Origin of the sequence: Exiguobacterium sp. TNDT2 (assembly GCF_003331145.1) — a bacterium.
Classification (GTDB): Bacteria; Bacillota; Bacilli; order Exiguobacteriales; family Exiguobacteriaceae; genus Exiguobacterium.
Window position 1 is genome coordinate 13,948 of record NZ_QLVE01000005.1, and the last position, 25,294, is coordinate 39,241.

Annotated in this window: 27 protein-coding genes; 6 read left to right on the top strand and 21 right to left on the bottom strand. The window is 52.1% G+C overall.

Features of this window, described 5'->3' with window-relative positions; all coding sequences use genetic code 11:
- Position 1 precedes the first annotated feature (1 nt).
- Together DPV68_RS04585 and DPV68_RS04590 are read right to left on the bottom strand one after the other, a co-directional pair.
- Positions 2–799, bottom strand: coding sequence for an ABC transporter permease subunit (locus DPV68_RS04585; protein ID WP_114165635.1), 798 nt, complete (start codon positions 797–799; stop codon positions 2–4).
- Complete coding sequence (locus DPV68_RS04590; protein ID WP_114165636.1) at positions 800–1,672, bottom strand: ABC transporter ATP-binding protein; 873 nt, start codon at positions 1,670–1,672, stop codon at positions 800–802.
- Positions 1,673–1,793: 121 nt separating this feature from the next.
- Between DPV68_RS04590 and DPV68_RS04595 the strand changes: the two genes are divergently transcribed.
- Positions 1,794–2,357 carry a TetR/AcrR family transcriptional regulator gene (locus DPV68_RS04595; protein WP_114165637.1) on the top strand — a complete coding sequence of 188 codons (564 nt, stop codon included), beginning with the start codon at positions 1,794–1,796 and terminating at the stop codon, positions 2,355–2,357.
- A gap of 42 nt (positions 2,358–2,399) precedes the next feature.
- Here DPV68_RS04595 and DPV68_RS04600 read toward each other — a convergent pair whose 3' ends face one another.
- The 4 genes from DPV68_RS04600 to DPV68_RS04615 form a co-directional block, all read right to left on the bottom strand.
- On the bottom strand, positions 2,400–3,509 hold the full coding sequence (locus DPV68_RS04600; RefSeq protein WP_114165638.1) for an NAD(P)/FAD-dependent oxidoreductase: 1,110 nt from the start codon (positions 3,507–3,509) through the stop codon (positions 2,400–2,402).
- Between the two features lie 80 nt (positions 3,510–3,589).
- Positions 3,590–4,324 carry a Bax inhibitor-1/YccA family protein gene (locus tag DPV68_RS04605; RefSeq protein ID WP_114165639.1) on the bottom strand — a complete coding sequence of 245 codons (735 nt, stop codon included), beginning with the start codon at positions 4,322–4,324 and terminating at the stop codon, positions 3,590–3,592.
- A 26-nt stretch (positions 4,325–4,350) separates the two neighbouring features.
- Positions 4,351–4,875 carry a type 1 glutamine amidotransferase domain-containing protein gene (locus DPV68_RS04610; protein ID WP_114165640.1) on the bottom strand — a complete coding sequence of 175 codons (525 nt, stop codon included), beginning with the start codon at positions 4,873–4,875 and terminating at the stop codon, positions 4,351–4,353.
- Between the two features lie 96 nt (positions 4,876–4,971).
- Complete coding sequence (locus tag DPV68_RS04615) at positions 4,972–5,892, bottom strand: NAD(P)-dependent alcohol dehydrogenase (RefSeq protein ID WP_114165641.1); 921 nt, start codon at positions 5,890–5,892, stop codon at positions 4,972–4,974.
- 240 nt (positions 5,893–6,132) lie between these two features.
- Here DPV68_RS04615 and DPV68_RS04620 point away from each other — a divergent pair, with 240 nt between their 5' ends.
- Together DPV68_RS04620 and DPV68_RS04625 are read left to right on the top strand one after the other, a co-directional pair.
- Positions 6,133–6,927 (top strand): thymidylate synthase, encoded by a 795-nt coding sequence (locus tag DPV68_RS04620; RefSeq protein WP_114165642.1) that lies wholly within the window; start codon positions 6,133–6,135, stop codon positions 6,925–6,927.
- Positions 6,924–7,403, top strand: coding sequence for a dihydrofolate reductase (locus tag DPV68_RS04625; protein WP_114165643.1), 480 nt, complete (start codon positions 6,924–6,926; stop codon positions 7,401–7,403). The genes DPV68_RS04620 and DPV68_RS04625 overlap by 4 nt, the downstream gene beginning before the upstream one ends.
- Before the next feature lie 15 nt (positions 7,404–7,418).
- On the opposite strand, the gene DPV68_RS04630 is transcribed toward DPV68_RS04625, so the two are convergent.
- From DPV68_RS04630 to DPV68_RS04655, 6 genes are all read right to left on the bottom strand, one after another.
- Positions 7,419–8,909 (bottom strand): GGDEF domain-containing protein, encoded by a 1,491-nt coding sequence (locus tag DPV68_RS04630; protein WP_114165644.1) that lies wholly within the window; start codon positions 8,907–8,909, stop codon positions 7,419–7,421.
- 169 nt (positions 8,910–9,078) lie between these two features.
- Positions 9,079–10,479: a class II fumarate hydratase gene (gene fumC, locus DPV68_RS04635; RefSeq protein ID WP_114165645.1), complete on the bottom strand. Its 1,401-nt coding sequence runs from the start codon at positions 10,477–10,479 to the stop codon at positions 9,079–9,081.
- A gap of 106 nt (positions 10,480–10,585) precedes the next feature.
- Complete coding sequence (locus DPV68_RS04640) at positions 10,586–10,975, bottom strand: reverse transcriptase-like protein (RefSeq protein WP_114165646.1); 390 nt, start codon at positions 10,973–10,975, stop codon at positions 10,586–10,588.
- Positions 10,956–11,738 carry a 5'-3' exonuclease gene (locus tag DPV68_RS04645; RefSeq protein ID WP_114165647.1) on the bottom strand — a complete coding sequence of 261 codons (783 nt, stop codon included), beginning with the start codon at positions 11,736–11,738 and terminating at the stop codon, positions 10,956–10,958. Before DPV68_RS04645 ends, DPV68_RS04640 begins: the two co-directional genes overlap by 20 nt.
- A complete protein-coding gene (locus tag DPV68_RS04650; RefSeq protein ID WP_114165648.1) occupies positions 11,738–12,670 on the bottom strand; it encodes a CobW family GTP-binding protein in 933 nt (310 codons plus the stop codon). The genes DPV68_RS04645 and DPV68_RS04650 overlap by 1 nt, the downstream gene beginning before the upstream one ends.
- A gap of 15 nt (positions 12,671–12,685) precedes the next feature.
- Entirely contained in the window at positions 12,686–13,864 is a 1,179-nt protein-coding gene (locus DPV68_RS04655) for a DNA-binding protein (RefSeq protein WP_114165649.1), read from the bottom strand.
- Positions 13,865–14,020: 156 nt separating this feature from the next.
- On the opposite strand from DPV68_RS04655, the gene DPV68_RS04660 reads away from it, so the two are divergent.
- On the top strand, positions 14,021–14,533 hold the full coding sequence (locus DPV68_RS04660) for a hypothetical protein (protein ID WP_114165650.1): 513 nt from the start codon (positions 14,021–14,023) through the stop codon (positions 14,531–14,533).
- 41 nt (positions 14,534–14,574) lie between these two features.
- Here DPV68_RS04660 and hfq read toward each other — a convergent pair whose 3' ends face one another.
- The 7 genes from hfq to DPV68_RS04695 form a co-directional block, all read right to left on the bottom strand.
- Positions 14,575–14,823, bottom strand: coding sequence for an RNA chaperone Hfq (gene hfq / locus DPV68_RS04665; RefSeq protein ID WP_021067304.1), 249 nt, complete (start codon positions 14,821–14,823; stop codon positions 14,575–14,577).
- A gap of 12 nt (positions 14,824–14,835) precedes the next feature.
- Positions 14,836–15,786 carry a tRNA (adenosine(37)-N6)-dimethylallyltransferase MiaA gene (gene miaA / locus DPV68_RS04670; protein ID WP_114165651.1) on the bottom strand — a complete coding sequence of 317 codons (951 nt, stop codon included), beginning with the start codon at positions 15,784–15,786 and terminating at the stop codon, positions 14,836–14,838.
- Between the two features lie 237 nt (positions 15,787–16,023).
- On the bottom strand, positions 16,024–16,623 hold the full coding sequence (locus tag DPV68_RS04675; RefSeq protein WP_232819503.1) for an AmiS/UreI family transporter: 600 nt from the start codon (positions 16,621–16,623) through the stop codon (positions 16,024–16,026).
- Positions 16,624–16,728: 105 nt separating this feature from the next.
- On the bottom strand, positions 16,729–17,589 hold the full coding sequence (locus tag DPV68_RS04680; RefSeq protein WP_114165653.1) for a PPK2 family polyphosphate kinase: 861 nt from the start codon (positions 17,587–17,589) through the stop codon (positions 16,729–16,731).
- A 112-nt stretch (positions 17,590–17,701) separates the two neighbouring features.
- Positions 17,702–19,231 (bottom strand): M4 family metallopeptidase, encoded by a 1,530-nt coding sequence (locus tag DPV68_RS04685; protein WP_114165654.1) that lies wholly within the window; start codon positions 19,229–19,231, stop codon positions 17,702–17,704.
- Between the two features lie 179 nt (positions 19,232–19,410).
- Complete coding sequence (locus DPV68_RS04690; RefSeq protein ID WP_114165655.1) at positions 19,411–20,409, bottom strand: ABC transporter permease; 999 nt, start codon at positions 20,407–20,409, stop codon at positions 19,411–19,413.
- Positions 20,402–21,322 carry an ABC transporter ATP-binding protein gene (locus DPV68_RS04695; RefSeq protein WP_114165719.1) on the bottom strand — a complete coding sequence of 307 codons (921 nt, stop codon included), beginning with the start codon at positions 21,320–21,322 and terminating at the stop codon, positions 20,402–20,404. Before DPV68_RS04695 ends, DPV68_RS04690 begins: the two co-directional genes overlap by 8 nt.
- A 117-nt stretch (positions 21,323–21,439) precedes the next feature.
- Here DPV68_RS04695 and DPV68_RS04700 point away from each other — a divergent pair, with 117 nt between their 5' ends.
- Entirely contained in the window at positions 21,440–22,189 is a 750-nt protein-coding gene (locus DPV68_RS04700; protein WP_114165656.1) for a GDSL-type esterase/lipase family protein, read from the top strand.
- 35 nt (positions 22,190–22,224) lie between these two features.
- On the opposite strand, the gene DPV68_RS04705 is transcribed toward DPV68_RS04700, so the two are convergent.
- Both DPV68_RS04705 and DPV68_RS04710 read right to left on the bottom strand, forming a co-directional pair.
- Positions 22,225–22,896, bottom strand: coding sequence for a hypothetical protein (locus DPV68_RS04705; RefSeq protein WP_114165657.1), 672 nt, complete (start codon positions 22,894–22,896; stop codon positions 22,225–22,227).
- A complete protein-coding gene (locus tag DPV68_RS04710; protein ID WP_114165658.1) occupies positions 22,883–24,013 on the bottom strand; it encodes a mandelate racemase/muconate lactonizing enzyme family protein in 1,131 nt (376 codons plus the stop codon). Before DPV68_RS04710 ends, DPV68_RS04705 begins: the two co-directional genes overlap by 14 nt.
- A gap of 78 nt (positions 24,014–24,091) precedes the next feature.
- On the opposite strand from DPV68_RS04710, the gene DPV68_RS04715 reads away from it, so the two are divergent.
- Positions 24,092–25,282: an HTH domain-containing protein gene (locus DPV68_RS04715; RefSeq protein WP_114165659.1), complete on the top strand. Its 1,191-nt coding sequence runs from the start codon at positions 24,092–24,094 to the stop codon at positions 25,280–25,282.
- The last annotated feature ends 12 nt before the right edge of the window (positions 25,283–25,294 follow it).

Genomic DNA, 25,294 nt, shown 5'->3' on the forward strand with positions numbered 1-25,294 from the left:
ACTAAATCGTCAAATCTTTTCGGGTAAAACGTCCATAAGACAACAGCATTGCGACGATGAGAAGTCCCCCCAACCAGATGAAAGAACGTAACGCTGATTCCCCTTGGATTTGAGCGTTGGCGTCAAACAACGAGAAAATCGATAACGTATTCAACCAGTCGAGCTGGTCACTAAATCCCGAGAAGACGTTCGCCATCAAGAAGAGCGCGAAAATCCCACCTGTGACCATATAGGACCGTGTGCTATCGTCGAACAAGCTTGCGAGCACATAGGCGAGCGCCCCGAGGACGACTAAAATCAGTCCTGCGTTCAACTGAAGCGCCCACAATAAGCCGATGTCAATTTGTAAATCAAATAAGACGTTGGCGAGCATGAGACTGAGCCCGTTCAACCCGACGAGCATGCCGCTCGCGATCACAAGCAACACCATACTGGACGTCACGTAACCGCTGCGCGAAATCGGTGCGGCCAAATAAAGCATGACCTCGCCCGAGTCGACCGGTTTAGCCATGAGCCGTGAGGCGAACGTGAGCGCGAACAAGATGGCCAATACGTAAAAGATGAGCCCATAGTAATTGCCCGCGAGTAGATTGATGACGTTGTCCATCGCCAAGTTCGGGTCGATTTTGAACACTTCTAGCAACTCGGGTGGCAACGAATCCAACTTTCCTTCAATCAACCCCGTCTCTTGGATAGATGGGAACACCGCCGCCAAAAAGAACAAGTAGAGACTCGTCCCGAGCGAGTACCCGAGAATCCAGCTCCGGTTTTGTTTAAACAGTGCCGAGATGAGAACCATTTATTTCGCCTCCCCATAATATTGTATGAACAGGTGCTCGAGTTCGTCCGTGCCGCTCGACAACGACTGGACTTCGTGACGGGCGAGTCGATGAATCAAGTCGTTCAACTCTTCGACCGTCGATAAAGTGACGGTGACGACCACACCGTCACGCGAACCGATTTCTTCGCTCAACCGCATTGCTGCCGCCTCGTCCTTCAATTCGATCCGATACGTCTTCTGACTATGCCGTTTTAACTCTGACATCTCCGCTTCGATAATCATCCGGCCATCACGGATGAGTGCGGCCCGGTCACACGTCTTCTCCATCTCCGGGAAGTGGTGGGAACTCATCAAGACCGCCTTGCCAGCCGTTTTCTCAGCAATGACCCAATCGACGAACCGTTCCTGCATGAGCGGGTCGAGTCCGCTCGTCGGTTCATCGAGAATATAAACCGGCACATCTTTCATGAAGCAGGTGACGATGGCAAGTTTTTGTTTCATTCCTTTCGACATCTTGCGCACTTTGAGTGACGTATCGAAGGCGAACACGTCACGCAACGTCCGTTCGCGCTCCGCGCTCGTCACATGAAGTTTCCGAGTCAGTCGGATGACATCTTCCCCAGTCATGTCCTGTGGATAATTGATTTCGCCAGGCAAATAGCCGACAAGCGCCTTCACCGTCTCACTCTCGTTCCAGCAATCATGTCCCATGACGGTCGCGACACCAGATTCAGCGTGGAGCAACCCCATCAAGTGACGAATCGTCGTCGATTTCCCCGCCCCGTTCGGTCCGATAAAGCCGAACACGGTTCCCGGCTCGACCGTGAACGACACATCGAAAATACCGTGTGACGCATCGAACCGTTTCGTCAATCCTTTCAATTGAATCACCGATCTCACTCCTTAGTTTTGAAATATATTATACATATGATTACAAAACTAGTATATCACGTTATTTTTTGAAATGGAAATGGTATATTGATTACAAAACATCAGAGAAGCGAGGGTCATCATGGATGGATTCATAAAACGAACTGAAACGAAACGACGCGCAATCTTAGACGCAGCCTTTCGGCTAATGAACGAGAAGCAGTCCCGTTTCACGGTGAGTGAGCTCGCTCGCGCCGCCTCGGTCTCACCGGTATCGATTTATAATTATTTCGGCTCCAAAGAACAAGTGATTGTCGCCGTCTTGACCGAAATGACAGAGGAACAGATGCGTTGGATTGAGTCACAAATCGCTGACCATGTTCCGTTCGATCAATTGCTGATCGAGATTTTGTCTCGTAAAATCGAGACGGCTGCGCTGTTCGACGAGACGATTATGACGATGATTCAAGCGGACGCATCGTGGCAACAGTTGGCAGGACGAGGCTACGCCGCGTTCCGGCAACTGATCGAGTATGGGAAGACGAGCGGTGCCATCGACCCGGAGCTGTCGACCGATTCGTACTTACGGTACGTGCAACTCGTACAGCAGGCGATTTTGTCCGACCCGTCCTTCCCGTCAGGCGACATGGGCACATTGATGCAGGACTATTTTCATTTCTTCTTGAACGGAATCATGAGCCGTTGACGACAAACAAGCGACCACCGAAGAGGATGGTCGCTTGTTTTTTCATGTCAGATAGATGAAATCTTCAATCGGATAAAGCGACATGTCGAGCTCGCAGTCCCCTGTCAGAACAAGGTCGGCGAGCACTTTCCCGATGAACGGGCCGACCGTTAAACCGGATGACCCGAGCCCGTTGGCGACGAGCAACTGCTCCGCTCCCGGCACGCGGCCAAGAATCGGGATCGAGTTCGGGGTGACCGGACGGAAGCCGACCCGCGTCTCAATCAGTTCGGCCTCAGCGAGTCCCGGGGCCGATTCTAGCCCTTTCGAAAGCACTTCATGAATTCCGATCGCCGTCGGCCGTGCGTCGAACGCCTTGTCCCGCTCGTGCGTCGAGCCGATGACGATTCGTCCTTCTTCAAATCCGAGCAAATAGCGGCGCCGCGGCGGCATGACGACTGGCCAGTCGGACGCGTCCGTATCCGGGAGCTGTACGTGAACGATTTGCGCTTTCTCGCCAGCGACACGGGCCGTGTAGCCAATGGGCTCTATCAACTCGGGCAACCACGCCCCGCAAGCGAGCACGATCTCATCCGCCTCAAAACGGATACCGTCGCACTCGACATGATAACCATCCGCTTCAACGAGCACGGCCGAACCGTCAACCAAGGTCACGCCGCGTTTTACCGCGACCCGTTCAAGCGCCGCTCTTAACTTCTCCCCATCGACGCGTGCCCCGCCTTCGACGAGAAGAGCGTCATATTCGTCCGAGAGCGGCGGGAACAGTTCTTTCGCTTCTTGCGCCGTCAGTCGACTCAAGTCCCCGATTTCCGGTGCTTCCTCTCGGCGTAGCGCCGTCCGTTCTTGCATCTCATTCAACTTCTTCTCTTCATGTAAGGCGAGCGTGCCGACGCGTTTATAACCGGTCTCCGTCTCGCCTTCTCGCTTCAAGTCGTCGACGACGGTCGCATAGTAGTGCGCACCCCCTTTGGCGAGCGCGTACCATGCCTTGTTCCGGCGCTGGGCGATCCACGGGCAGACGATGCCCGCCGCCGCGTCGGTCGCACGTCCCTTCTCTTTCCGGTCGATAACAGTGACGTCGGCTTTCCCGGCCAAATGATACGCGGTCGAGATGCCGACGATTCCTGATCCAATCACAATCACTTTTTTCATAACTTTAGCGCCCTCATCGGTTCGATGACGGCTTCACATCCTTTCCTTTCATAAAAAATCACCGGCCCGAAGGCCGATGATCAGTCGCGCATGGCGAGGCGATACAATAAATCGAGTAGTTCAATATAGAGCCAAATGAGCGTCACGATCAACCCGAACGCCGCGACCCATTCGAGCTCTTTCGGAGCCCGACTCTCGACTTGACGAGCGATATAGTCGAAATCAAGCACGAGCGCGAGTGAGGCGATGATGACGATCACAAATTGCACGCCGATGGCGAGCGGTGACGAGCCCGTCATGAACGGGAGTCCTGAACCGAAGAAACTCATCCCGATTTGAACGAGATAAAGCAACATGACCGTAAAGATCGCGGCCGTGACACCGGCGCGGAACTTTTGCGTCACTTTGACGAGACCCGTCGAGTAGACGAACCACATCGCGAACGCGACGATGAACGTCGTCAAGACGGCACGGCCGACGATGCCCGGAAGCATTGCTTCGAAGAAGTACGAGATCAACCCGACGAACACTCCTTCGACAATGCCATAGAGTGGCGCGACGATCGGCGCCGTTCTCGGTTTGAACGTAATGACGAGCGCCAAAATTAAGCCGAGGATGAGCGAACCGATCATGAGCGGGAACAGCAATGCCTCCCCAATTGTCGGCACGAGCATCCACGTCGTTCCGGCGGCTGCCGTGACGAGCAAGAGTAGCGTGAACACTTTGGACCACGTGCCCGCTTTCGTCATCGGCGTGGCGCTATAAGCTGTTGACTCCATTGATTTACGGAGAACTGGGTTAGATTTTAAGTTCAACTGGGACTAGCTCCTTTATTTTGTTTTTAGTTTTTAGCCATGACTTTGATGAATTCTCGCATGTAGTCAGGCAGGTCAGGCGGACGGCGACTTGAGACGATATGGCCGTCGACGACGACCGGCTCATCATGCCAAATCGCACCCGCGTTTTCCATATCATCTTTAATGCCAGGAGTACTCGTGACATTGACGCCATCGAGAATATTGGCTGAAATCAATACCCAGCCGGCGTGACAGATTTGACCGATCGGCCGTTTCTCGTCATGCATATAACGGACGAACCCTTTTACCGAATCAAAGCGGCGCAACAAGTCGGGTGACCAGCCACCTGGGACGAGCAGCGCGTCGTATGATGAGATGTCGACGTCATCGAACGCGATGTCTGACTTGGCCGGAACGCCATATTTGCCGATATAAGCGTGATCCGCCTTCTCGCCGGCCAGGATGACGTTTGCGCCTTCCTCACGTAACCGATGGACCGGATACCATAGTTCTAAGTCTTCGAAGTCGTCGCTGACGATTTGCAAAATATTTTTACCTTGTAATTGCATCGAATCCCTCCCTTTATTTGTCTTTCACAAGTATACCCTATAAGCCACCGGGCGAAAACAGGGACGATAGACGAAACGCACGTCGCTTAACTTGAATCAATTTATTTGTGTCACAGTCACAATCACATTTCCAGCCTTTCCTCCGGCATCAACGTATCGGTGCGCCGCGACGATGTCCTCGAGCGGATAAATCGAATCGATGACGGCCTTTACTCGGCCGGCTTCAAACAGTTCGTTTAAGAAAGTCAGATCCTCTTTCCGTTCACTCGCAGGTCCTTGTCCGGCGACAGAACTAAATTTCCCGTGTTCGGCGACATGCTTCCGGGCCATCTGCTTATCGATTTTCCCGGCCGCATCGAATACGGCATCATACGTGGTCAGTTTCTTATCATAGCCTGCTTTCGTATAATCAATCACGACGTCTGCGCCAAGACTTCTGACGAGTTCGAAGTTTCGCTCTCGACAGACTGCCGTCACGTGTGCCCCGTAATATTTCGCGATTTGAACGGCCATCGAACCGACTGCCCCGGAAGCCCCGTAAATCAAGACGGTCTTCGCTTGTTCGATGTTCATTTTACGCAAAAAGTGAAGGGCCGTCGTCCCGCCGAACGGCAAGCTGGCCGCCTCGATAAAACTAGCGTTATTCGGCATGCGCTCGACACACTTACGCGCTCTGACACACGTATATTCGGCATAGCCGCCAAAGCGGATCCCGGTCAGCGCATAGACACGGTCACCGACCTTGAAGTCTTCAATGCGACTACCCGTCTCGACGACCTCCCCTGCCAAGACGACACCGAGAATCGGTTGGCGCGGCGCCTTGAAACCGATGACGACTCGCATCGGTAGCTTACCTAGAGTCGGTACATCGAGAGCCCGTAATCGACGGTCGCCTGAATGGACGGCAGAGGTGTGAACTTTGATCAACAATTCGTCCGATTTTGGCACAGGCTTGTCGACTTCTTGGAGCTGCAACACGTCAGGTGGTCCATATGCGGTACAAATCACTGCTTTCATCATGTACCTCCTCACAAAACCAGATCAGAACGATGGTATGCTGCCGCAAACGATTCTTACGCAAACGATTCTTACACGGTTATTTCTATTATTGTCCCATCTTCAACAAGTGAAACATCAGTGTTCTCAAATCGATATTTAGAAGACAACTCTGCTGAATGACCATCATTTTATCAATATATTGTGTTATAATGATGGCGTCTTTTTGTAAATTGTTGAACGAGAAAGGGGACTTCCCACATGAAACAATACCATGATTTATGCACCCATATCCTCGAGAACGGGGTCGTCAAAGAAGACCGCACCGGGACCGGGACGACGAGCGTGTTCGGCTACCAGATGCGGTTCAATCTTCAGGAAGGCTTCCCCCTGATTACGACGAAAAAATTACATACGCGCTCCATCATCCATGAACTGCTCTGGTTCATCACCGGCGATACGAACGTCAAATACCTTCAAGACAACGGGGTCCGCATTTGGAACGAATGGGCCGACGAGGACGGTAATCTCGGTCCTGTCTATGGGGCGCAGTGGCGCTCGTTCCCGAAACCGGACGGCACGAGTGTCGACCAGATCGCGCAAGTGATTGAGCAGATTAAGACGAACCCTGACTCGCGTCGACTCATCGTCTCGGCATGGAATCCAGGGCAACTCGAGGATATGGCGCTACCACCGTGCCACTTGTTGTTCCAATTTTATGTCGCGGACGGCAAACTATCATGCCAGCTCTATCAACGAAGCGCCGACACGTTTCTTGGTGTCCCGTTCAACATCGCGTCTTACGCCTTGCTCACACACATGGTCGCCCATGTGACGGGTATTGAAGTCGGAGACTTCGTCCATACGCTCGGCGACGCCCACATTTACCATAACCACCTCGAACAAGTGAACCTTCAATTGACACGTGAGCCACGCCCACTCCCGACATTGAACATCTTGCGTGATGTGACGTCCATCGAGGACTTCCGGTTTGAAGACTTCGAGATCGTCGGCTATGACCCGTACCCGCACATCAAAGGAGAAGTGAGCGTATGATCGTCCACGTCGTCGCCTTCGGAACGAATCGTGAAATCGGGAAAGATAACGCCTTGTTGTGGCGTCTGCCCGATGACTTGAAGCAGTTCAAAGCCATCACGACGGGCCAAACGGTCGTCATGGGTCGAAAGACGTTCGAATCAATCGGTCGACCGCTTCCGAACCGTCGCAATATCGTCGTCACGTCGGACCGTACCTTCTCCGCTGACGGGGTCGACATCTGGCACGACCTCGATTCAGTCAAGACTGAGACGACAGACCTTTACATCATCGGCGGCGCGACGCTCTATGAGCAGACGCTCTCGATGACGGACCGGTTTTATGTCACTGAAGTCGACGGCACGTTCGAGGCGGACACGTATTACCCGTCCCTTCCGGACGGCCTCGTCGTGACGGATGAACAGTTTCATCCGGCCGATGAGCGGCATGCCTATAGCTTCACTTTCCGCCAATACGACAAAACGGACATCGATTGAATCGATGTCCGTTTTTTAGTCCGGCAACTTCTCGAGCCACTGCTCGATTTTTTCAGTAATCGCGTCGTGATGGTCCTGCTCGGACAAGTCATCGCACAGCATCCCGAGCTCGAGCGCGTTTCGTTTCGAGACGGCCAAGATGTGGCTATATTTGCCACGTTGTTCTTTGACAGCCGATAAGGTCCCTCTCGTTTCGCTCGTGCCCGAGTCGTCAAGGATGAACATCTCCATATGGTCGTTGCAGGCATAAAGCTCGTAAGGGCGATAAATGATCTCGTAGCGCCTGTGTTGTTTCGGTAACCGTTCGGCAAGTAGCGCGTACTTCTCAGGGCTCATCGTCACATACGCGAGACGTTTCTCTTCCCGGACGGCGGTTGAGTATCGGATAATTCGATTACGTCCGTCACGTTTTGCCTTATAGAGCGCCTCATCCGCGTAGGCACACCATTCCCCGAGCGTCATCCCAACCTCGCAGACACGTGTATATCCAATTGATACGGTAACGTGATGCTCATATGTAAACGCCATCTCTTCAATGCGACTGCGGACGCGTTCGAGCACCGCATCGACAATATGACGATCTGACACGTTAAGAATGATCAGAAATTCTTCGCCACCATAACGAATCAGTTCATCACTCGAGCGAATCGCCAAACGTATCTCCTCGGCGACGCGATGTAACACCTCGTCCCCATAAGCATGACCGAACGTATCATTTAACTGTTTGAAATGGTCGATGTCGAGCAGGGCAAGCGTAAAGCTCTCACCCGAACGCTCAAGCCGAGACATGAATCGACTGAACGTCGCTTTCAAGTATTTTCGATTGAAAGCGCCCGTCAATTCGTCGACAAGGAGCGCGTTTGAGACAAGCCGCGCCTTCTCGATATGATGGCCAAGACGAACGAGCCGTTCCTCCATCGGCACCCACTCTTCCCAATAGTCGTCAAACCCATAAGAATAGGCTGCTAGACGATAATGTTCGTTCGTTCCGATCACGATGAGCGGGACGTATAACTTTTTCATCTTACTGACGAACGATTGAATCGCCCGCTCCGGGAAGCGGGCCCATAGCTCGACGTCCATGATGATGGCTTTCGGGACATCTTCATAGTCATATTCGACGGCCTCTTCTAACGTCTGCAAAAAGACAGGTCGTGCCCCGAGTTTTTCGACACGCGGCTTATAACGGCTAAACGTTGAAAAACTATTCGATAACACTAAGACGAGATCTTCATCTTCTTGCTCGATACCTAGAATCGTGTGAATATAACGTTTTACTGGGGCAATTAAAGCCATGGCCTCCGCTTGTGTCAAGACTGGTGGCAACTCACGGACGTCTGATTCCACACGGCTGAAAATCTCAAGCAAATGCATCAATCGACGACGTTTTACTTCGTGCTTCATCCAATCTAATAAAAACTCGATTTCAGTTGTTTGAATCTGTCTCGCGTTCGTGATTTGCGTTAAGATGCTATGTATACGATCTGTGAGTTGCTGTTGCTTCATTCCCGACCCCCCAGTTTCGCTCTCCCTTTGTTCTCTTCTGCTTATGATTATGCGACTTCCTTTTCAAAAATACAACTATTTACTTATTTATTGCCTATTGTTTGCCAGTAAGATGGTCCTTACGGCCTATTAGACAACAGTAAAAGAGCGGTCAAAGACCGCCCTTTCCTTATTTTCCAACTTTTAGGTTAGGTGAAGTCATCTCTTCTGGACGAATCCACTCATCGAATTGTTCTTCCGTCAATAACCCTGTCTCGAGCGCCGCTTCTTTTAACGACGTCCCATTCTTATGTGCTAGTTTTGCGATTTTAGCCGCATTCTCGTAGCCGATATGCGGGTTGAGCGCTGTCACGAGCATGAGCGAGCGATCGACGTTGTGCGCGATGACGTCCAAGTCTGGTTCGATGCCGACGGCGCAATGCACGTCGAACGAATGAAGGCTGTCCGTCAACAGGCGGCACGTCTGGAGGAAGTTGTACATGATGACCGGTTTGAACACGTTCAACTCGAAGTTTCCTTGGCTCGCCCCGAATCCGATTGTCGCATCATTCCCGAGCACTTGGGCCGCGACCATCGTCAACGCCTCACTCTGCGTCGGGTTGACTTTACCAGGCATGATCGAGCTGCCTGGTTCGTTTTCCGGAATCAAAATCTCGCCGATACCGGCTCGCGGGCCGGATGCAAGCCAACGGACGTCGTTGGCAATCTTCATCGCGTCCATCGCGAGCGCTTTCAAGGCACCGTGTGTGAACACGAGCTGATCGTGGCTCGTGAGCGCATGGAACTTGTTGACGGCCGTAATGAAACGTTTGCCCGTCTCTTGCGAGATTTTCTCAGCGACGACTTCGCCGAACTTCGGATGAGCGTTGATGCCGGTCCCGACCGCCGTCCCGCCGAGGGCGAGCTCTGTCAACGGTTCGAGCGTGCGCTCAATCATCTGTTTCGACAGCTCGAGCATCCGGACCCAACCGCTGATCTCTTGACCGAGCGTGACTGGCGTCGCGTCTTGCAAGTGTGTCCGACCGATTTTGACGATGTCCATGAACGACTCGGCTTTCTTCGAGAGCGTCGCGTGGAGCGCCTCAATCGACGGCAACACATGGTCCTCGACAGCTAAGATGGCGGCGATGTGCATCGCCGTCGGATACGTGTCGTTCGAGCTCTGTGATTTGTTGACGTCGTCATTCGGATGAATCGTGAGCGTTTGACCACGCTCTTTCAACTTATCGTTCGCCAAATGGGCGATGACTTCGTTGACGTTCATGTTCGACTGTGTCCCTGAACCCGTCTGCCAGACGACGAGTGGAAACTCGGCGTCATGTTGTCCAGTGACGATCTCATCGGCGACTTCAGCGATGACGTCGGCTTTCGCTTGCTCCAACACACCGAGCTCGGCGTTGGCGAGTGCGGCACCTTTCTTCAAAATCGCGAAGGCATGCACGACCTCGAGCGGCATCTTTTCCGTCCCGATTTTAAAGTTCTCAAGACTGCGCTGTGTTTGGGCTCCCCACTTGGCTGAAGCCGGAACGTTGATTTCCCCCATCGTGTCCCGTTCGATCCGATATTCCATGAAAATTCCCCCTCTTTTTTTGACTACGCTTTCATTTTAGCGAAACTTTTGCAAAAAAGAAATCTTTCCCCTGTAATTGACAAAAAGTCGGGCCAAAGCCCGACTCTCATCCGATCAACAATGCCTGTTTCGCCACGTCATGGGCCCGGTTCTCAGCCCGCGGAATCCATTTAATGAACTTATTTGGCAATTCGTCATACAGTGTCAGCGCTTTGACGAACAACGGACGTACCGATTGATCTTTCAGGAAACGCTGTTCGAGTGCCCGCACGACCGTCTCGGCGTCCGAATAGAACATGAACGTCGATTCGTCCGTGAACGTATGCGCTTGTTCGAGGGCGAACGTGAGCGCGGCGAGTTCGGCTTGAACGCTCGTCAGCCCGATACGTTTTGTGATGTACGTGGATACGGTGCCGTCCGTCGCCTTGACCCAGACACCAAGACCGTTCTCACCCGTCACTTGGTTCGTCGCCGCATCAAAATAAATGTGAACCAAAGCGGTACGCCTCCCAATCGGTCTCAACCGGTGCATGGATATCGATAAGCGAGAGACGTTTTGATAGAAGCGCCACTTCTTCTTGCCCATCGAGCTTCTTCGCAAACTTCCGATGCGCCTCTTGGAGTGCTTCTTGTCTCAAGATGTCATACAGCGCTTCGACCGTGTCATACGACTGGACAAGAATCGTCGCCGTCTTTGGTCCGATGCCGCGGACGCCTGGAATATTGTCCGAGGCATCACCTTGGAGCGCCTTCACATCGACGAACTGTCCGGGCCGTATTCCATAAGTCGTCTCGAATATGTCCTGGTTCATCATCATCTCTTCCCCTTTTTTCGGGACGATTTGAAACACGTTCGGGGAAAGCAGCTGGTGCAAATCGCGGTCCGACGAATACATATATGATTCGCCCGGGAAGGCGGTCGCGACCGCCCCAATCAAGTCGTCGGCCTCGTACCCGGCGAGCTCGGACTGAAAAATCCCGCGCTCGGTCAACGCGGCCCGCAACTTGACGTAATCGTGGAACAACGGTTCCGGCAAGCCGGTGCGGGTCGCTTTATAGTCCGGAAATAAAGCATAACGGTGCGTCGTCTCACGTGGTCCATCCCAAAAGAAGGCGATATGCGTGAAGTCGTTCGTCCACCCGTCAACTTTTCGGAGCAGACCTTTCAGCGTAACATCGGGGTCGAGGGCTCGACGACGTTCTGTGGCAAAATAATAACGCGACAGGAGGTTAAACCCGTCGACCAACATCAATTTCATCACACGTTCACCTCACAAGCTTGGAGTCCGCGCGCGAGCGCGTCCCGGTCGAGATTCTTCCCAATCCACACGAAGACGGAACGCGAGTCGTCGCTCGGTTCGTTGGCGAACGTCGCGCCCATCAGTTGATTCGTCGCTTGGACGACGAATTTTGACGTTTCTCCGTTTAAACGGACAATCGCCTTCATGCGGTACACATCATCTTCATAGTGCATGAGCACTTCTCGTACGTATTGAGTCACACGTTCACGTTTTAATGGCACGTCCGTCGTGAGCGTGATGGCCCGAAGCGAGGAAACCGAGGAGTGTCCGTCCGTCAGTTGACCGAGGAGCTGTTCATCGACTCGCGACAGCTGAAACGTATTCTCCGTCAAGTCATAGTCCCCAACCGTCTGGATCGTCTCGATGACCCGAACGGTCGGATTTAGTGCTTTAATCCGCTCATGCGCTTGTTCGAGCGCATCCGCATCGACAAGATCGACTTTGTTCATTAGAATCACGTCCGCATAGGCGATTTGATGAATTCCTTCTATAAACAATTCGCGGTCCAATTGACTGGCGTCGACGACCGTCAAAATCGCCGTCAGCTTGAACCGTGTCCGTAAGTAATCATCGTAATAGATCGTCTGGATGATCGGTGCCGGGTCGGCGACACCGGTCGTCTCGATGACGATGCGGTCAAACGTCTCCTGTCGCGAGGCAAGTTGATAGAACGTCTTGCTTAAATCACTTTGAATCGAGCAACAGATGCAACCGTTCGATAGCTCAATCTGTTCTTGGTCCATGTTGACGATCAACTGTTCGTCGATATTGACCGAGCCAAGCTCGTTGACGATGACGAGCAATCGCTCGTCCGTCGCTTCTAACAAGCGATTCATGTAGGTCGTTTTTCCGGCGCCTAAAAAACCGGTCACCAATTGCACGGGAATCATGTACTGCACCTCACCTTATAAATTTTCGTGGACCCGCGCCCATTTCTCATAGCGCGCATCCAGCAAGTCGATCAAATGAAGCATCCACGCCTCTGTCGTGACCGGTAACACGCTCGAACCCCACTCGCGCTTGCCATGGTGGGATAAAATCATATGCCAAATCCGGTGATGGGCGTCGAGCGGCAACGTGACGCTTGCGGCTTGTTGACTCTTCTCGAACAGCAGACCGCCATATGGCATATGTCCGATCAAGCTTCCCATCGGGTTGATTGAGATCCCGGTCGTCTCACTTGTGCCTTTGACCGAGAACAGTTGCTCGAACCGGTTCGGGGATGACAGCAAGTGACTGTACTCGAACAACTTGCCGATATCATGGAATAAAATCCCGAGCGCGAGCTCGTCCCAACGGAGCGGCGCTTTCAACTCGGCGATGGCCTCACAGGCCGCATAGAGCGACTCGAACGTGCCCCGGAACGCCTGTTCAACTTTTACACCGTTCATCGTATTCCATACGTCTACTTTGTGCAACTGCTCGGCTTCTTTGATGACCCGGAACGCCATCGCCAAATGGTCGTCCTGTTCTTGGATGCGATAACCGAGGCGAAGCATGCAAACCGTATGCTTCAAAAGACCACCAACATAGTTGTGATGATGGTACAGCGCGGCCGGTGCAAGGACGAAATCGTCCCAATAGCGGTCGAGCAGCGACATCGCAATCGCTTGATAGTCAGGCGAGAGCGTCGACAGAATCGCAAACAGCTCATCGGCGTATTGTTCCATCGTCTCGTCTCCAGGAAGACCTGGCAACAACGATACCGCTTCGTCCCGGGCAATCGGTTTGGACCGGTCGATGGTGATCGACTTGGCGCCGTCCGGTTTCGGGTAGACATCGATTTTCCCTTCAAGCTCTATGACGCCTGACTCGTAAATCGGCAATAACTGGTCTTCGTTGCCGCGCAACCATTGCTTCGCACGGATGAGTCCGCTTGATGTCGTCAAATTCAATTGCAACCACTTCGCGCCGGACTTACCCTCGCGTACTTCGACCGTACTGACGAGCGCTTTCGTCTGGACCGGCGTCCCGTCTGTAAGATCGGATAACCGTGTCGACGCTTTTTCGACGGCCGGAAGTTGGAACCGGGTCCGGTCGAAGCCGCTCCCCGCTATCGGATCAATCTGTTGGTAATAGTTCATGTGCAATGCCCTCCTTCTTCTCTTTGCCCATTGTATCGTGTTTTTCGCTTCGAGGCGAACATACTTTCGTGATAGGTCATGAAGTTTCCTAAATCATATTGAAAGCGCTTACTAGAATTGTTACGATAAAGGTAGCTAGATAAAGGGGGAACTCACATGATTTCATTGGTAGATACGTACGAACGGTTGATCGCAACAGGGGAAGCGACACGTTACGCCACTACGCACTCGACAATCGGCAGCATTTTACAGGCATCGACTTGTCCGGTCTCGCATCACGAACTCGTCACGGCGGTCTCGGGGCATGCCGGAAACCCATATACGCCAGACCAACTCGTCGACTCGGTCATCGAGCACGAGATGAAAGGAGCGATGGCCGTTCTCGTCGTCGCCGGTTATCCGATTCAAACACCGCTCGCCAAAGCAGTCGTTTTATCGGCATTCGCCCGGACGAACCGGATGAATATCGATAAACTGAAAGAACTCGGTCATGCCGACCTGCTCGTACGCATCCAGTCGGCCGAACGGTCATGGAAACGGACATATACCCACTTGTATCGATCGGCACCGACACAGCTCTGTGACCAGCTCGACTCGCTGCTCGGCGGTTGCGCCATCCATCGTGTGATCGAAGCACTCGATCTCGATCCGAACGTCAAAACGGCATAAAAAAAGAGCGGTCCCCGGGCCGCTCTTTCTTATGCCTTAAATTAACCTTCTGTCACTTCGACCGCTTCCGGTTCGAACAACGTGACGTTCCGCGCTGGTGAGAACGTTGAAATCGCATGTTTATAAATCAACTGTTGGCGACCTTCTGATTCGACGATGACCGTGAAGTTGTCAAACGATTTGATGACTCCCCGAATTTGAAATCCGCTGACTAAAAAGACGGTCGTCGGCACCATTTCTTTTCGTAATTGATTCAAAAAATGGTCTTGGATGTTATAGCTAGCCTTCATGTTGCATTCCCCCTAGTCTATGTCTCTTTTAAATAATCGGAATTTTCGAAAAAACTCCTCAACTTCATCATAAATATTTTGATACGATAGTTCAAATGATTTTCGTCCCATATCGACCCAAATCCCATCAAATTGATGACGGAACCATGTTAATTGACGCTTTGCGAATTTGCGCGTGTGCTGTTTGAGCGTCTCGGTCATCCGTTCGTGCGTCGTCAATCCATCGAGGTACGGGACGACTTCTTTATAACCGATGGCCCGCATCGCTTGCGTATCTCGATAACCAGTTGCGAGCAAACGTTCGACTTCCTCGATGAGACCCGCTTCGAGCATCAAATCGACACGTTGGTTGATACGCTCATAGAGTACGTCCCGGTCGGCGTGGAGCACAAACAATTTGTAGGCGTAATGCTGGGATGGAAGGCTATCCATCGCTTGAGCATCCCCTTGTAGTGCGACTTCAAGAGCACGGATGACCCGACGCACGTTGTTTCGATGAATGCTCTCGGCCCGTTTTGGGTCGAGCGACTGCAGGCGGGCGTGCAGTACTTCAGGACCATCCGTCTCTGCCTCTAACTCGAGCGATTTGCGCAATGCGTGGTCGACCGGTCGCTCCGTGAACTCATAGTCATATAAGATTGCTCGGACATACAGACCGGTGCCACCGACTAAAATCGGCAATTTCCCGCGCGCGTAGATGTCATCGATCGCCGCCCGGGCCAACGTCTGGAATTTGGCGACGCTCATCGCCTCGTCCGGGTCACAAATATCGATCAAATGATGCGGAATCCCTTCCGCCTCCTCGACCGTCACTTTTGCCGAACCGATATCCATCCCACGGTACACTTGGACCGAATCGCCCGATACGATTTCACCGTTGAACGCTTTCGCGAGCTCGATTCCTGTCTTCGTCTTCCCGACAGCGGTCGGTCCGACGAGGACGATGACTGGTGTTTGTTCCATCCTTGTCACTCCTCAAACGAAAGACCGTTCCAAAAAGGAAACGGTCCGTTAAATTCTTCTTTTAATTGTATCATCAAACACGACCGCAAACAGCATCCATCCGCATAATAATAGTCCCATCAGTAAAATTAAGCCGTCACTCATCCGTGGTTGCCTCCTTTACGTACCTCATTCCCACTTTTCACATTTTAGACACAAATGAATGCGCAAAAAAACGACGCTCACGAGGAGCATCGTTCAATGTGTCACTTCTACTAAACGGCGCTGGCGCCACATCGTCAATCCAAAATAAAGGATCGCGGTGCCGCTCGCGGCCCACCACATAACGCCATAGAGCGGCGTCATCAAATTCGCGAGACCGAACAGTGCCGGAATAATCAAGGTCAACCAGGCGAGCACGAATGCGACCCGGGCCGTCAAGCCGTCAATTTGGCGCCCAAGACCCATTCCTACATAGAACAGTCCCCATAGGAACGACCAGAACAACCAGGTTACGGCGCCCATCACATCGCCCGTCGTGAACGAGATGGTAGCATAAAAAACGGCTGAAATCGATACAAAGAGCGAGAACCATCCGACGCCCCGACCGTCCAAATTGAACAGGAACGTCACACCGACATACAAATAAGTGAACGCGAACAAATAGATGCTCGCATAACCGAACACTTCCGCCGAACTCGCCCCGATGACGAGCCATGTCGCGATGAACGTCTGTAACAGACCAGTGAACAGGCTAAATACTCCAGCACTTTTGACGTCTACTTTTCCGAACAAGACGAGACTATTGATGAATAGGGCCACGCCTCCAAATAACAAACTAATATTTCCCACACTCATTGCTCCTTCATAAAGATGTCTGACGTCTTATATCACTTGTACACTTTATCCTGAATTTGCTTCTAGTGCAAGCGGGGAAATAGACGATTATGGACTTGATAAACGTTACTCATTTTCAAGTGTTGCAATCGCCTCATCAATTCGTTCTTGTTCATCATCTGAAAATACCGGAAATTGGGGATCAATGCCCTCTAGAACGTCAATCATGACCGTCGAGACGATATATCGAGCGTACCATTCATCATCTGCCGGCAACACATACCATGGGGAACGTTCCGTCGCCGTGTTCGACAACATATCTTCAAAAATAGCTTGGTAATCGTCCCAATGTTTTCGCTCTTCGACATCATTGAACGAAAACTCCCAATTCTTGCTTGGGTCTTTCAGCCGCTCAAGCAAGCGGTCACGTTGGACTTCTTTGGACACGTTAAAGAAAAATTTGATGACTTTGAAACCGTTCTCATCTAAATATTGTTCAAAGTCATTAATTTGACGGAAACGAATTTTCCAGATTGAATCTTTGTCCTCCGCATCAGGAATCACCTCATCCCCGAGGAGATCATGGACACGCGGGGCAATCACTTCTTCATAATGCGACCGGTTCAAGATGCCGACTTGCCCCCGTTCTGGCATGAGGTCGTGCATCCGCCATAAATAATCGTGTTTCTTTTCCGTGTCTGACGGTTTTTGGAACGCGTTCGTCTTCAATCCTTGCGCGTTTAAATTCGAGAAGATGTAACTGATCGCCTCATCCTTGCCGCCGGCATCGAGCGCCTGCAGAACAACGACGATACCTTTTTTGGCTTCGGCATATAATTTCCAATGCAACTCTTTTAACCGTTCGACACTCTCCGGAATCAGCTCGTTTTGCAACGTCTCGTCCGATGGCCGGTCCTTGATCGTCGTCGGGTAATCGTCCAGACGAATCCCGTTTTTATGGTCAATACGAAATGATTGAATATCCATATGTCCTCCTTGATATGATCGAATTTTAAGTACATCTCATATTTACCCTCTTTTCAAAAAAATAGCCGTTCAAAAAATCCTTTCCGCTGTGGCGAAAAGGATTGGGTCCCGCTTAGTTAATTCCGACCGCGTCGAACGACTTGGCAGCAGCAACCGCTTGAGTACTCGTTGCGCCGTGCAAGTCTTTAGCTGATTGAACGACGGCTTGCCGAAGGCTCGAGAAGTTCGAAGTCGGTGTCAAGTAGACCGTGAGGGCACGGTAGTAAATGTCACCCATCTCTATGACGCCGATGCCTTGGACCGAGACGCCATAGTGCGAACCACCGCTCGCTAAGAGATAAGCCGCTTTGTTGACGATACCTGAGTTAATGTGGACGCCACCGTTATCCTGCGTCCCCGTGTAACGGACCGAGTAGTGGTCCGGGTCACCATATGCTGCCGGATTCGACATCGAGCGGAGACCGTCCCCAGCCACGCCAGGCGTGTAGATGTCTTCCCCGACCAACCAGTCGAAGTTCGAGCCGACGCTATACTCCGCGACCGTACCGAAGATGTCGGATACCGCCTCGTTGATTGCGCCCGATTCGTTCTGATAAATCAAACCTGCCGTGTACTCTGTGACCGCGTGTGATAATTCGTGAGCGACGACGTCAAGTGCACCAGAGAGGTACGTGAAAGTTTGCCCGTCCCCGTCACCGTACACCATCTTGCTGCCATCCCAGAACGCATTGTTGTAGCTGCGGCTATAATGGACCGTCGAGTTGAGGGCTGCGCCGTTGTTGTCATAGCTGTTACGACCGTACGTGTTCTTGAAGAAGTCATACGTCTTCGTCGCGTTGACGTGGGCGCTGACCGCGGCCCGGTCGTATGTCGTGTTCAAGACGTTATCGACATCGGCCCATAGTGATCCAGGAAGTGTCGTCCGGTTTTTGGCATCGTACGTGTAGATGCCTTTGCCGCGTGTCGAGTCTTGGAGATAGTAGTATGAACCGCTCTTCGTCGTCTTGAACGTTTGACTTTGACCAAGGACGTCGATCCCCGTTCCCGTATACGTCGTACCTGTGACACCGTTCGTCGGTTTGGCATGCGCCAATTGGTTGTATTTGTTCAATACTTTCCCGCTTGCCGCATCGATGAAGTATGTCCAACGTGACGGCTCATTCGCGTCAAGAATCGTCCCGGTCACTACATACGCATAGGCTGCCTCTTCTCCGTTCGGATAGACGACGAGTTCAGCTGCCGGCTCAAGCTCGTATGCGCCTTTGTGGCCGACAAGCTCTTTATAACGAGCGACCGCTTTGTGCTCATTCAGCTTGATCGATTTATGTAATCCTTTAAGTTGTTTCGTGTCATCGACGACCGTTTTCAATTGGCCATTGTTGTCGACGACACCGACGACGATTCCACCGAAGACCGGCACTTCGTCGACCGTCTGTTGCAATTTGACGACTTGTCCGACTTTGTCACGCTTCGATTCGAGCGTTTTGAATTCGCCTTTCGCTTTCGCATACTCTTTGACGATGGTGTCCGGGGCATCGTTTGATGGTTTCGTCAACGTGCCTGACTTGAGCTCCGCTGCGCCGACGAGTTGCGGCACGAGCAAGACGCCTGCAATGAGTGATGTCGATAAAATTTTTTTCATATGTGTTTCCCTCCTTATGTGGTGTCTCCTACTTTACATAGTTTCCCACAATGAAGGTATCCAACTATCTAATTATTTTGACAATTCAAATTATTAAGACATTTGGACTAACCCGTCTTCTTCTCTAGTCGGTTCAGCCGTAACAAAAAAAGCGTCACCATGGAAGGTGACGCTAGTCATCAATAGACATCTTTTTGAGTGAAATGGTAGAACGCATACGCGAGAGCCGCTAGCGACCAGACGAATATAACGATGAGCGAGAACGGTAACGTCATCCCATCGATCGGTGGGGCTTGCCCCTCGAGATAGGTATGAAGACCGAAGTTGACGTTGACCAAATATTTCGAGCTGTCCCAATTCGACCCGAGCGACGTGAGGAGCGGTCCTGAAATAAGGACGGCCATCATGATCCCAATCCCGGTCGCCGTGTTTTTGACGATGACCGAAATCATGAGCGTAATCGTCCCGACGGCTGCGACGACGAACCAAGATAGTCCGACTGACATGAGTAAGTATTGCCACATCGGCAGCGTATGGACGAAGTCGGTCGAGAACGTTCCCGTCGACGAGGCCTGGAAGCCGGTCAAAATCGGGGCGGTCCATCCATCCCAACCGAGCACGATGCCAGAGATGGCATAACTGACGAGCGCCGTGATGAAGATGAGAATCGACGTATAAAGCAGTGTCGTCATCCATTTAGCAAGCAAGATTTTGAATCGCCTTACGGGCCGTGACAACAGTGTCTTGATCGTCCCGTCATTGTGTTCACCGGAGACGATATCCGCCATCAGGACGATGATGAATAGCGGCAGCACGAGCGTCGTCCCTTGCGAGAAGAAGACTCGCATGAACGTCGGAGCCCCCGGATAGTTCGGATTGATGTCGTTATCTAAGTAATATTGATTCTGTTGGACCTGGAACTCCAAGATTTGACGGAACTCGTCCTGAACGTTCGCTGAGGCGAGCCGGTTTTGCGTATCGACGATCTCTTGCTGCAAGTCGACGCGCCAATCGATCGTTCCTTGCTCTTCACGCTGCTTCTCGATTTGACGATAGTTCGCATACGTGAACATCGAGACGAGCACAATCAAGATGATCGAGACGACGAGGAGTCGTCGCTTCTTATGGATTTTTAAGACTTCGTTCCGAATAAGGCCAAGTATTGACGGATTAGACAATATGGTCACCCCCGGTCAATGAAATGAATAATTCCTCGAGCGTCTGGACGCGTCGTTCAAGCCCGAATACGTCGACTCCCCGGTCAAGCAAATAGCGGTTCAAGCGGGCCGTATCTTCGAGATTCATTGACACACGAATCGTGCGCTCGTCGACGACGTCGGCGTGCTCAATCGATTCGAAACCGCGTATGATCGACAAGACTTCAAAACTGTCGGCCACATGGACATCGACAGTCGACGCCAACTCATGAATCAATTCGTCAACCGTCCCGACTTTGACGATTTTCCCATGCGACATGATGGCGACGCGGTCCGCGAGCAGTTCAATCTCAGCCAAAATATGGCTCGAGACGAGGACGCTCAGTCCAGTCTCTTCAACGAGACGGCGGATAAAGAGACGAAGATCGCGAATCCCCATCGGGTCGAGCCCGTTCGTCGGTTCATCAAGAATCAAGACGCGGGGATTGTTCAACATCGCCTGGGCGATACCAAGCCGTTGCCGCATTCCGAGCGAGTAGGTCTTCACTTTATCATCGATCCGCGCCGTCAAATCGACAAGATCGATCACTTCTTGAATCCGGGCCTCATCGACGCCGGGCAACATCCGAGCAAAAGCGTTCAAGTTTTCACGCCCGCTCATGAACTTATACAGCTCCGGATTCTCGACGATGGCCCCGATTTGGTTCATCGCCTGAACGAATTGTCGTTCGACGCTAAATCCACAAATCGAGACGGTCCCTTTCGTCGGCTTAATCAACCCGACAATCATCCGGATCGTCGTCGTTTTGCCGGCCCCGTTCGGACCTAAAAATCCGAACACCTCACCTGGGAACACATCGAACGAGATGTCATCGATGATTGTTTTCTTGCCGATTACTTTTGTCAAATGGTCTATTTTCAATGTTGGTTGCATCATCTCACCTCTCCTACATTCTATCGGACTCGAAGCCATCTGTCCTATTCGAACATTCACATAGGGCAGGTTCAAACTTATTTGATATGATAGTCTCATAGAAAGTGAGGGAATCACATGAAAAATGGGAAATGGTATTCGTTTTTAATCGGTTCTGTCTTCTTGACGGGCATCGCCTTATACGGTTTATGGATCGGCTATCAAGATATCGTCAATCCACCGGAACGCACACTCTCGATTAGTGAAGATTCGAGACCCGAACCGGTCGGTGACGTTTACGTCGCTTTAGGCGACTCCCTGACACGCGGCGTCGGGTCGACGTCAGGTGCTGGCTACGTTCAGCCGGTCGGTGAAACGCTCGACGAAGACGGCATTCGTACGCAGAACTTGGCCGTCTCCGGTGCCCGGACTGAGGATTTGTTGGCCCAGCTCGAACAACCGGAAGTACGACGGACGATTGAGAACGCCCGCTACATCACACTCACGATTGGCGGCAACGATCTGTTCAATCGCGGTGAGAACGTCGATAATTTCGAATCGGTCGATATCACCCAAGTCGTCGCCGACGCCAAGACGAACTTAGAAGACATCTTCGCCCAAATCCGTGGTATGAACGACACCGCCCAAATCGTCTACATCGCTCTTTACAACCCGTTCCCCGAAAATGAGAATGGTGAGGCGTTCAATCAACTGATTCTCGATTGGAACGCCTCGGCCGCTACGTTTGGCAACACTTATCGCATCGACGTCATCGACCCGTTCGCATACGTATCTGACGTCTCGCGTGACCTCGCGACCGACCAGTTCCATCCGAGCGACCGGACGTACGAGAAGTTAGCCGAGGACGTTCTGTTCATCCTCGAATAAATAAAACGGCCTGATCATGGCGATCAGGCCGTTTTTCATCGTTCATATTTAACGAGCCAGCTCTCCCCGTCGCGCATCATGGACGTTCCGTACCAATCCGCCTTCAACAAGGCGACCTGTTGCTCCGTCTCGCCCATCTCGAGCCATGTCGCTTCTCCGGCCGGTCGCCAGTCGCTGTGCAGTTCCTTCATAAAGATGTAGCGCAACTTCCCGCCATACTTCGGTTTAAGGGCACCGATGCGAAGCCCGAGGGCAAACTTGTCTTTCAAACTCGGGATGTTGAATGGTGCCACGGTCGCACAGACGAGGTCGAACCGACTGTCCTGTTCAAGCTCTTTCATGAGGAGCTTCCCGAGATGCTGTTGCAGGCCGTAGCCGCGGTAGTCCGGATGGACGTTCGTCACTTCTTGATAAATGATACGCTCCAGCCCCTCTGGCGGATAACCGATATCATAGCCGAGATGCTCGTCATCGAGCGGCGGGATGAGGAGCGCACGGAACGCGATCAACGTTCCCTTGTGATACGCACCGATGAGCGTCCGATCCGTCAACAACTTCACGAACTCTTCCGTCGACAGGGACTGGTACTGACTCCCTTCCGTTAATGTGTCCATGACGGCTTGTTGCACCGCCTCGATTTGTTCGAGCTCGGTCATCGTTAAATAGGTGACCTCGATATCGAGGCCGTTACAATCACCGCGCCACATGATCGGCCCCTCCGACGACGTACGTCGCGGTCGTCAGACGTGATAGGACAGATTCATCGACGTCGACGCCAAGTCCTGGTCGTTCAGATAATCGAATGAACGGAAGGTCGTACGTCAAATTGCCGATGTCTTCTGCGAAACGGAGCGGCCCGGTCAATTCGACCGATTGGACGATTTTGCTCGAGAACGCGACGTGGAAACCTGCACTCGAGGCGACCGACGACTCGACCATCGACCCGATTTGGCACTCGATGCCTGACATCTCGGCCATATGGACAAGTTTTTTCGCTGGATAGATGCCGCCGCACTTCATCAGCTTAATGTTCACTTTGTGGGCGGCCTGCATCATCGTCAATCGACGCATCTCCGTCACGCCGCGCACGCCTTCGTCAATCATGAGCGGGACTGAGATCTTTCCTTTCACTTCGACCATGCCTTCAAAATCGTCAGCTTTGACCGGCTGTTCGACCCAATCAATATGGAATGTCTCGAGCTGCTTCATCGCTTGAAGCGTCTTGGCAGCATTGACCCAGCCTTGATTAACGTCGATCCGAATCGGCACGTCCGACCCGACGGCTCGACGGACCGCCTCGACACGGCGTACGTCAGACGCGACATCGACGCCGACTTTCATCTTGACGGCTGTGTACCCTTGCTCGATTTGTTCGAGCGCCTCGGCCGCCATCGCCTCGGGTTCGCCGATACTGAGAACGTGCGTGACTGGGAAGGCATCGTGATAACGGCCGCCAAGCAACTCATACACAGGCAAGCCAAGTTTTTTCCCAACAACGTCGTGGCAGGCAATATCAAGCGCCGCCTTCGCCGCCGGCACGTCCCGGATGGCTCGGTCCATCACGTCATGGATTCGTTCCATCTGCATCGGGTTTTGTCCGATCAAAAGAGGTCCTAGCACATGTCGGATGACGCTAATCGTACTGTCGAGCGACTCACCCGTAACATGCTCATCAGCGACGGCCTCACCGTAACCGACATATCCGCATTCAGTCGTCAGTTTCACGATCACCGACGGCATGTCGTCGTAGCGGTGATAACTGACGACGAACGGTACTTTCAGTGGCAGATGTATCGCAAACAACTCGATTTTCTTTATTCTCATATCCATTCCCCTTTACTTTTCACATATCGTTAGCTATATTGTCGTTAAATAGTCGTTAAATTGCAAGGAGGAGTTTCGATGTCTATTCATATTGCCATCGTCGGGTCGCACGAGTTCGTGGCGACCATCCGTACCCTCGGTGCCCCAGAGGATGTTCGGTTCGCGTATCACCCTTATGAGCATCCCCATGAAGCAGCCGTTATCGCCCAAACGCTCGGCTCGTTCAATGGTGTCTTTTTTTCTGGGTCGTTCCCGTTCACTTATGCGGCCCCCTACCTTCAAAACGTGGCGACCCATCACGTCGTCCAAGACGAGACTGTCCTATTGACGACGCTTCTCTATGCGACGCTCACCCACTCAGTCCATCTTGATCAACTGACCATCGATTTGGTCGAGCCAGAACGGCTGACGTCAATCCTCGACTCGTTCCCGAACCGTGCCTCGACTCCTGCTGTTATGAAAATCGAACCGAGTATCGCTTTCAAAGACGTGATTGCTTTTCACACGGAGCATCGGGACAAGCAGGCGAAACTGGCCGTGACGAGCATCGAACAAGTTTATCGTCAACTCGTCCGTGATGGTTATAATAGTCTATTGATGATTGAGCCGCGGACCACGGTCGAGCGCCATCTAGATATGTTGATTCAGCGAATTCGACGCCAGTTCGCGGACGACGCCCAGTTCGCCATCATTCATTTCGAGACCGTTGACAAGGCATTATTCGAACATTTGAAAGTGGTCCGCTACCTTGGCGGACATATCGAATCGACCGACGATGGTCGTATCACGCTACTTACGACACGAGGCGAGACGAACAACGCCCTCGATACAAGTACGCTCAGCCCAACAGGTGATTATCGAATCGGAATCGGCTATGGCACGCAGTATCAACAAGCATACGAACATGCTGAGATCGCACTATCGGCCGCGAGCAAGGAACGCATTCGAATCGTCGACGATTCAAAACGCTTGTCCTTCCCGAATCGTGAGGACCGCATCCCATATCGAGTGACCGAAGTAGCGGTCTTTGACGTCATCAAGCAAGCCGGGATCAGTCCGGTCAATATCGGTAAAATTATGCAGTTCTCGAAGCACCATCTCGAATTCACGGCAAAAGAGTTGACCGAATATCTTGACGTGACGCGACGGACGACGGAGCGACTCATTAAAAAATTACATGACGCGCAACTGATCGAAGTGATTGGTGAGGAGATGAGTTACAGCCAAGGACGACCGCGTGCCGTCTATAAATTCAATTTCCCGACCTGAATAGGCCGGGAA

Excerpts from the sequence above, each read along its gene's own strand:
- DPV68_RS04630 (WP_114165644.1), bottom strand. The coding sequence starts at position 8,909 with ATGAAGCAACAGCAACTCACAGATCGTATACATAGCATCTTAACGCAA.
- DPV68_RS04715 (WP_114165659.1), top strand. The coding sequence starts at position 24,092 with ATGTCTATTCATATTGCCATCGTCGGGTCGCACGAGTTCGTGGCGACC.
- DPV68_RS04585 (WP_114165635.1), bottom strand. The coding sequence starts at position 799 with ATGGTTCTCATCTCGGCACTGTTTAAACAAAACCGGAGCTGGATTCTC.
- DPV68_RS04710 (WP_114165658.1), bottom strand. The coding sequence starts at position 24,013 with ATGAGAATAAAGAAAATCGAGTTGTTTGCGATACATCTGCCACTGAAA.
- DPV68_RS04620 (WP_114165642.1), top strand. The coding sequence starts at position 6,133 with ATGAAACAATACCATGATTTATGCACCCATATCCTCGAGAACGGGGTC.
- DPV68_RS04705 (WP_114165657.1), bottom strand. The coding sequence starts at position 22,896 with ATGTGGCGCGGTGATTGTAACGGCCTCGATATCGAGGTCACCTATTTA.
- DPV68_RS04615 (WP_114165641.1), bottom strand. The coding sequence starts at position 5,892 with ATGAAAGCAGTGATTTGTACCGCATATGGACCACCTGACGTGTTGCAG.
- DPV68_RS04655 (WP_114165649.1), bottom strand. The coding sequence starts at position 13,864 with ATGAACTATTACCAACAGATTGATCCGATAGCGGGGAGCGGCTTCGAC.
- DPV68_RS04595 (WP_114165637.1), top strand. The coding sequence starts at position 1,794 with ATGGATGGATTCATAAAACGAACTGAAACGAAACGACGCGCAATCTTA.
- DPV68_RS04695 (WP_114165719.1), bottom strand. The coding sequence starts at position 21,322 with ATGCAACCAACATTGAAAATAGACCATTTGACAAAAGTAATCGGCAAG.
- DPV68_RS04680 (WP_114165653.1), bottom strand. The coding sequence starts at position 17,589 with ATGGATATTCAATCATTTCGTATTGACCATAAAAACGGGATTCGTCTG.
- DPV68_RS04600 (WP_114165638.1), bottom strand. The coding sequence starts at position 3,509 with ATGAAAAAAGTGATTGTGATTGGATCAGGAATCGTCGGCATCTCGACC.
- DPV68_RS04660 (WP_114165650.1), top strand. The coding sequence starts at position 14,021 with ATGATTTCATTGGTAGATACGTACGAACGGTTGATCGCAACAGGGGAA.
- DPV68_RS04685 (WP_114165654.1), bottom strand. The coding sequence starts at position 19,231 with ATGAAAAAAATTTTATCGACATCACTCATTGCAGGCGTCTTGCTCGTG.
- DPV68_RS04675 (WP_232819503.1), bottom strand. The coding sequence starts at position 16,623 with ATGAGTGTGGGAAATATTAGTTTGTTATTTGGAGGCGTGGCCCTATTC.
- hfq (WP_021067304.1), bottom strand. The coding sequence starts at position 14,823 with ATGAAGGCTAGCTATAACATCCAAGACCATTTTTTGAATCAATTACGA.
- DPV68_RS04700 (WP_114165656.1), top strand. The coding sequence starts at position 21,440 with ATGAAAAATGGGAAATGGTATTCGTTTTTAATCGGTTCTGTCTTCTTG.
- DPV68_RS04650 (WP_114165648.1), bottom strand. The coding sequence starts at position 12,670 with ATGATTCCCGTGCAATTGGTGACCGGTTTTTTAGGCGCCGGAAAAACG.
- DPV68_RS04645 (WP_114165647.1), bottom strand. The coding sequence starts at position 11,738 with ATGAAATTGATGTTGGTCGACGGGTTTAACCTCCTGTCGCGTTATTAT.
- DPV68_RS04625 (WP_114165643.1), top strand. The coding sequence starts at position 6,924 with ATGATCGTCCACGTCGTCGCCTTCGGAACGAATCGTGAAATCGGGAAA.
- DPV68_RS04610 (WP_114165640.1), bottom strand. The coding sequence starts at position 4,875 with ATGCAATTACAAGGTAAAAATATTTTGCAAATCGTCAGCGACGACTTC.
- miaA (WP_114165651.1), bottom strand. The coding sequence starts at position 15,786 with ATGGAACAAACACCAGTCATCGTCCTCGTCGGACCGACCGCTGTCGGG.
- fumC (WP_114165645.1), bottom strand. The coding sequence starts at position 10,479 with ATGGAATATCGGATCGAACGGGACACGATGGGGGAAATCAACGTTCCG.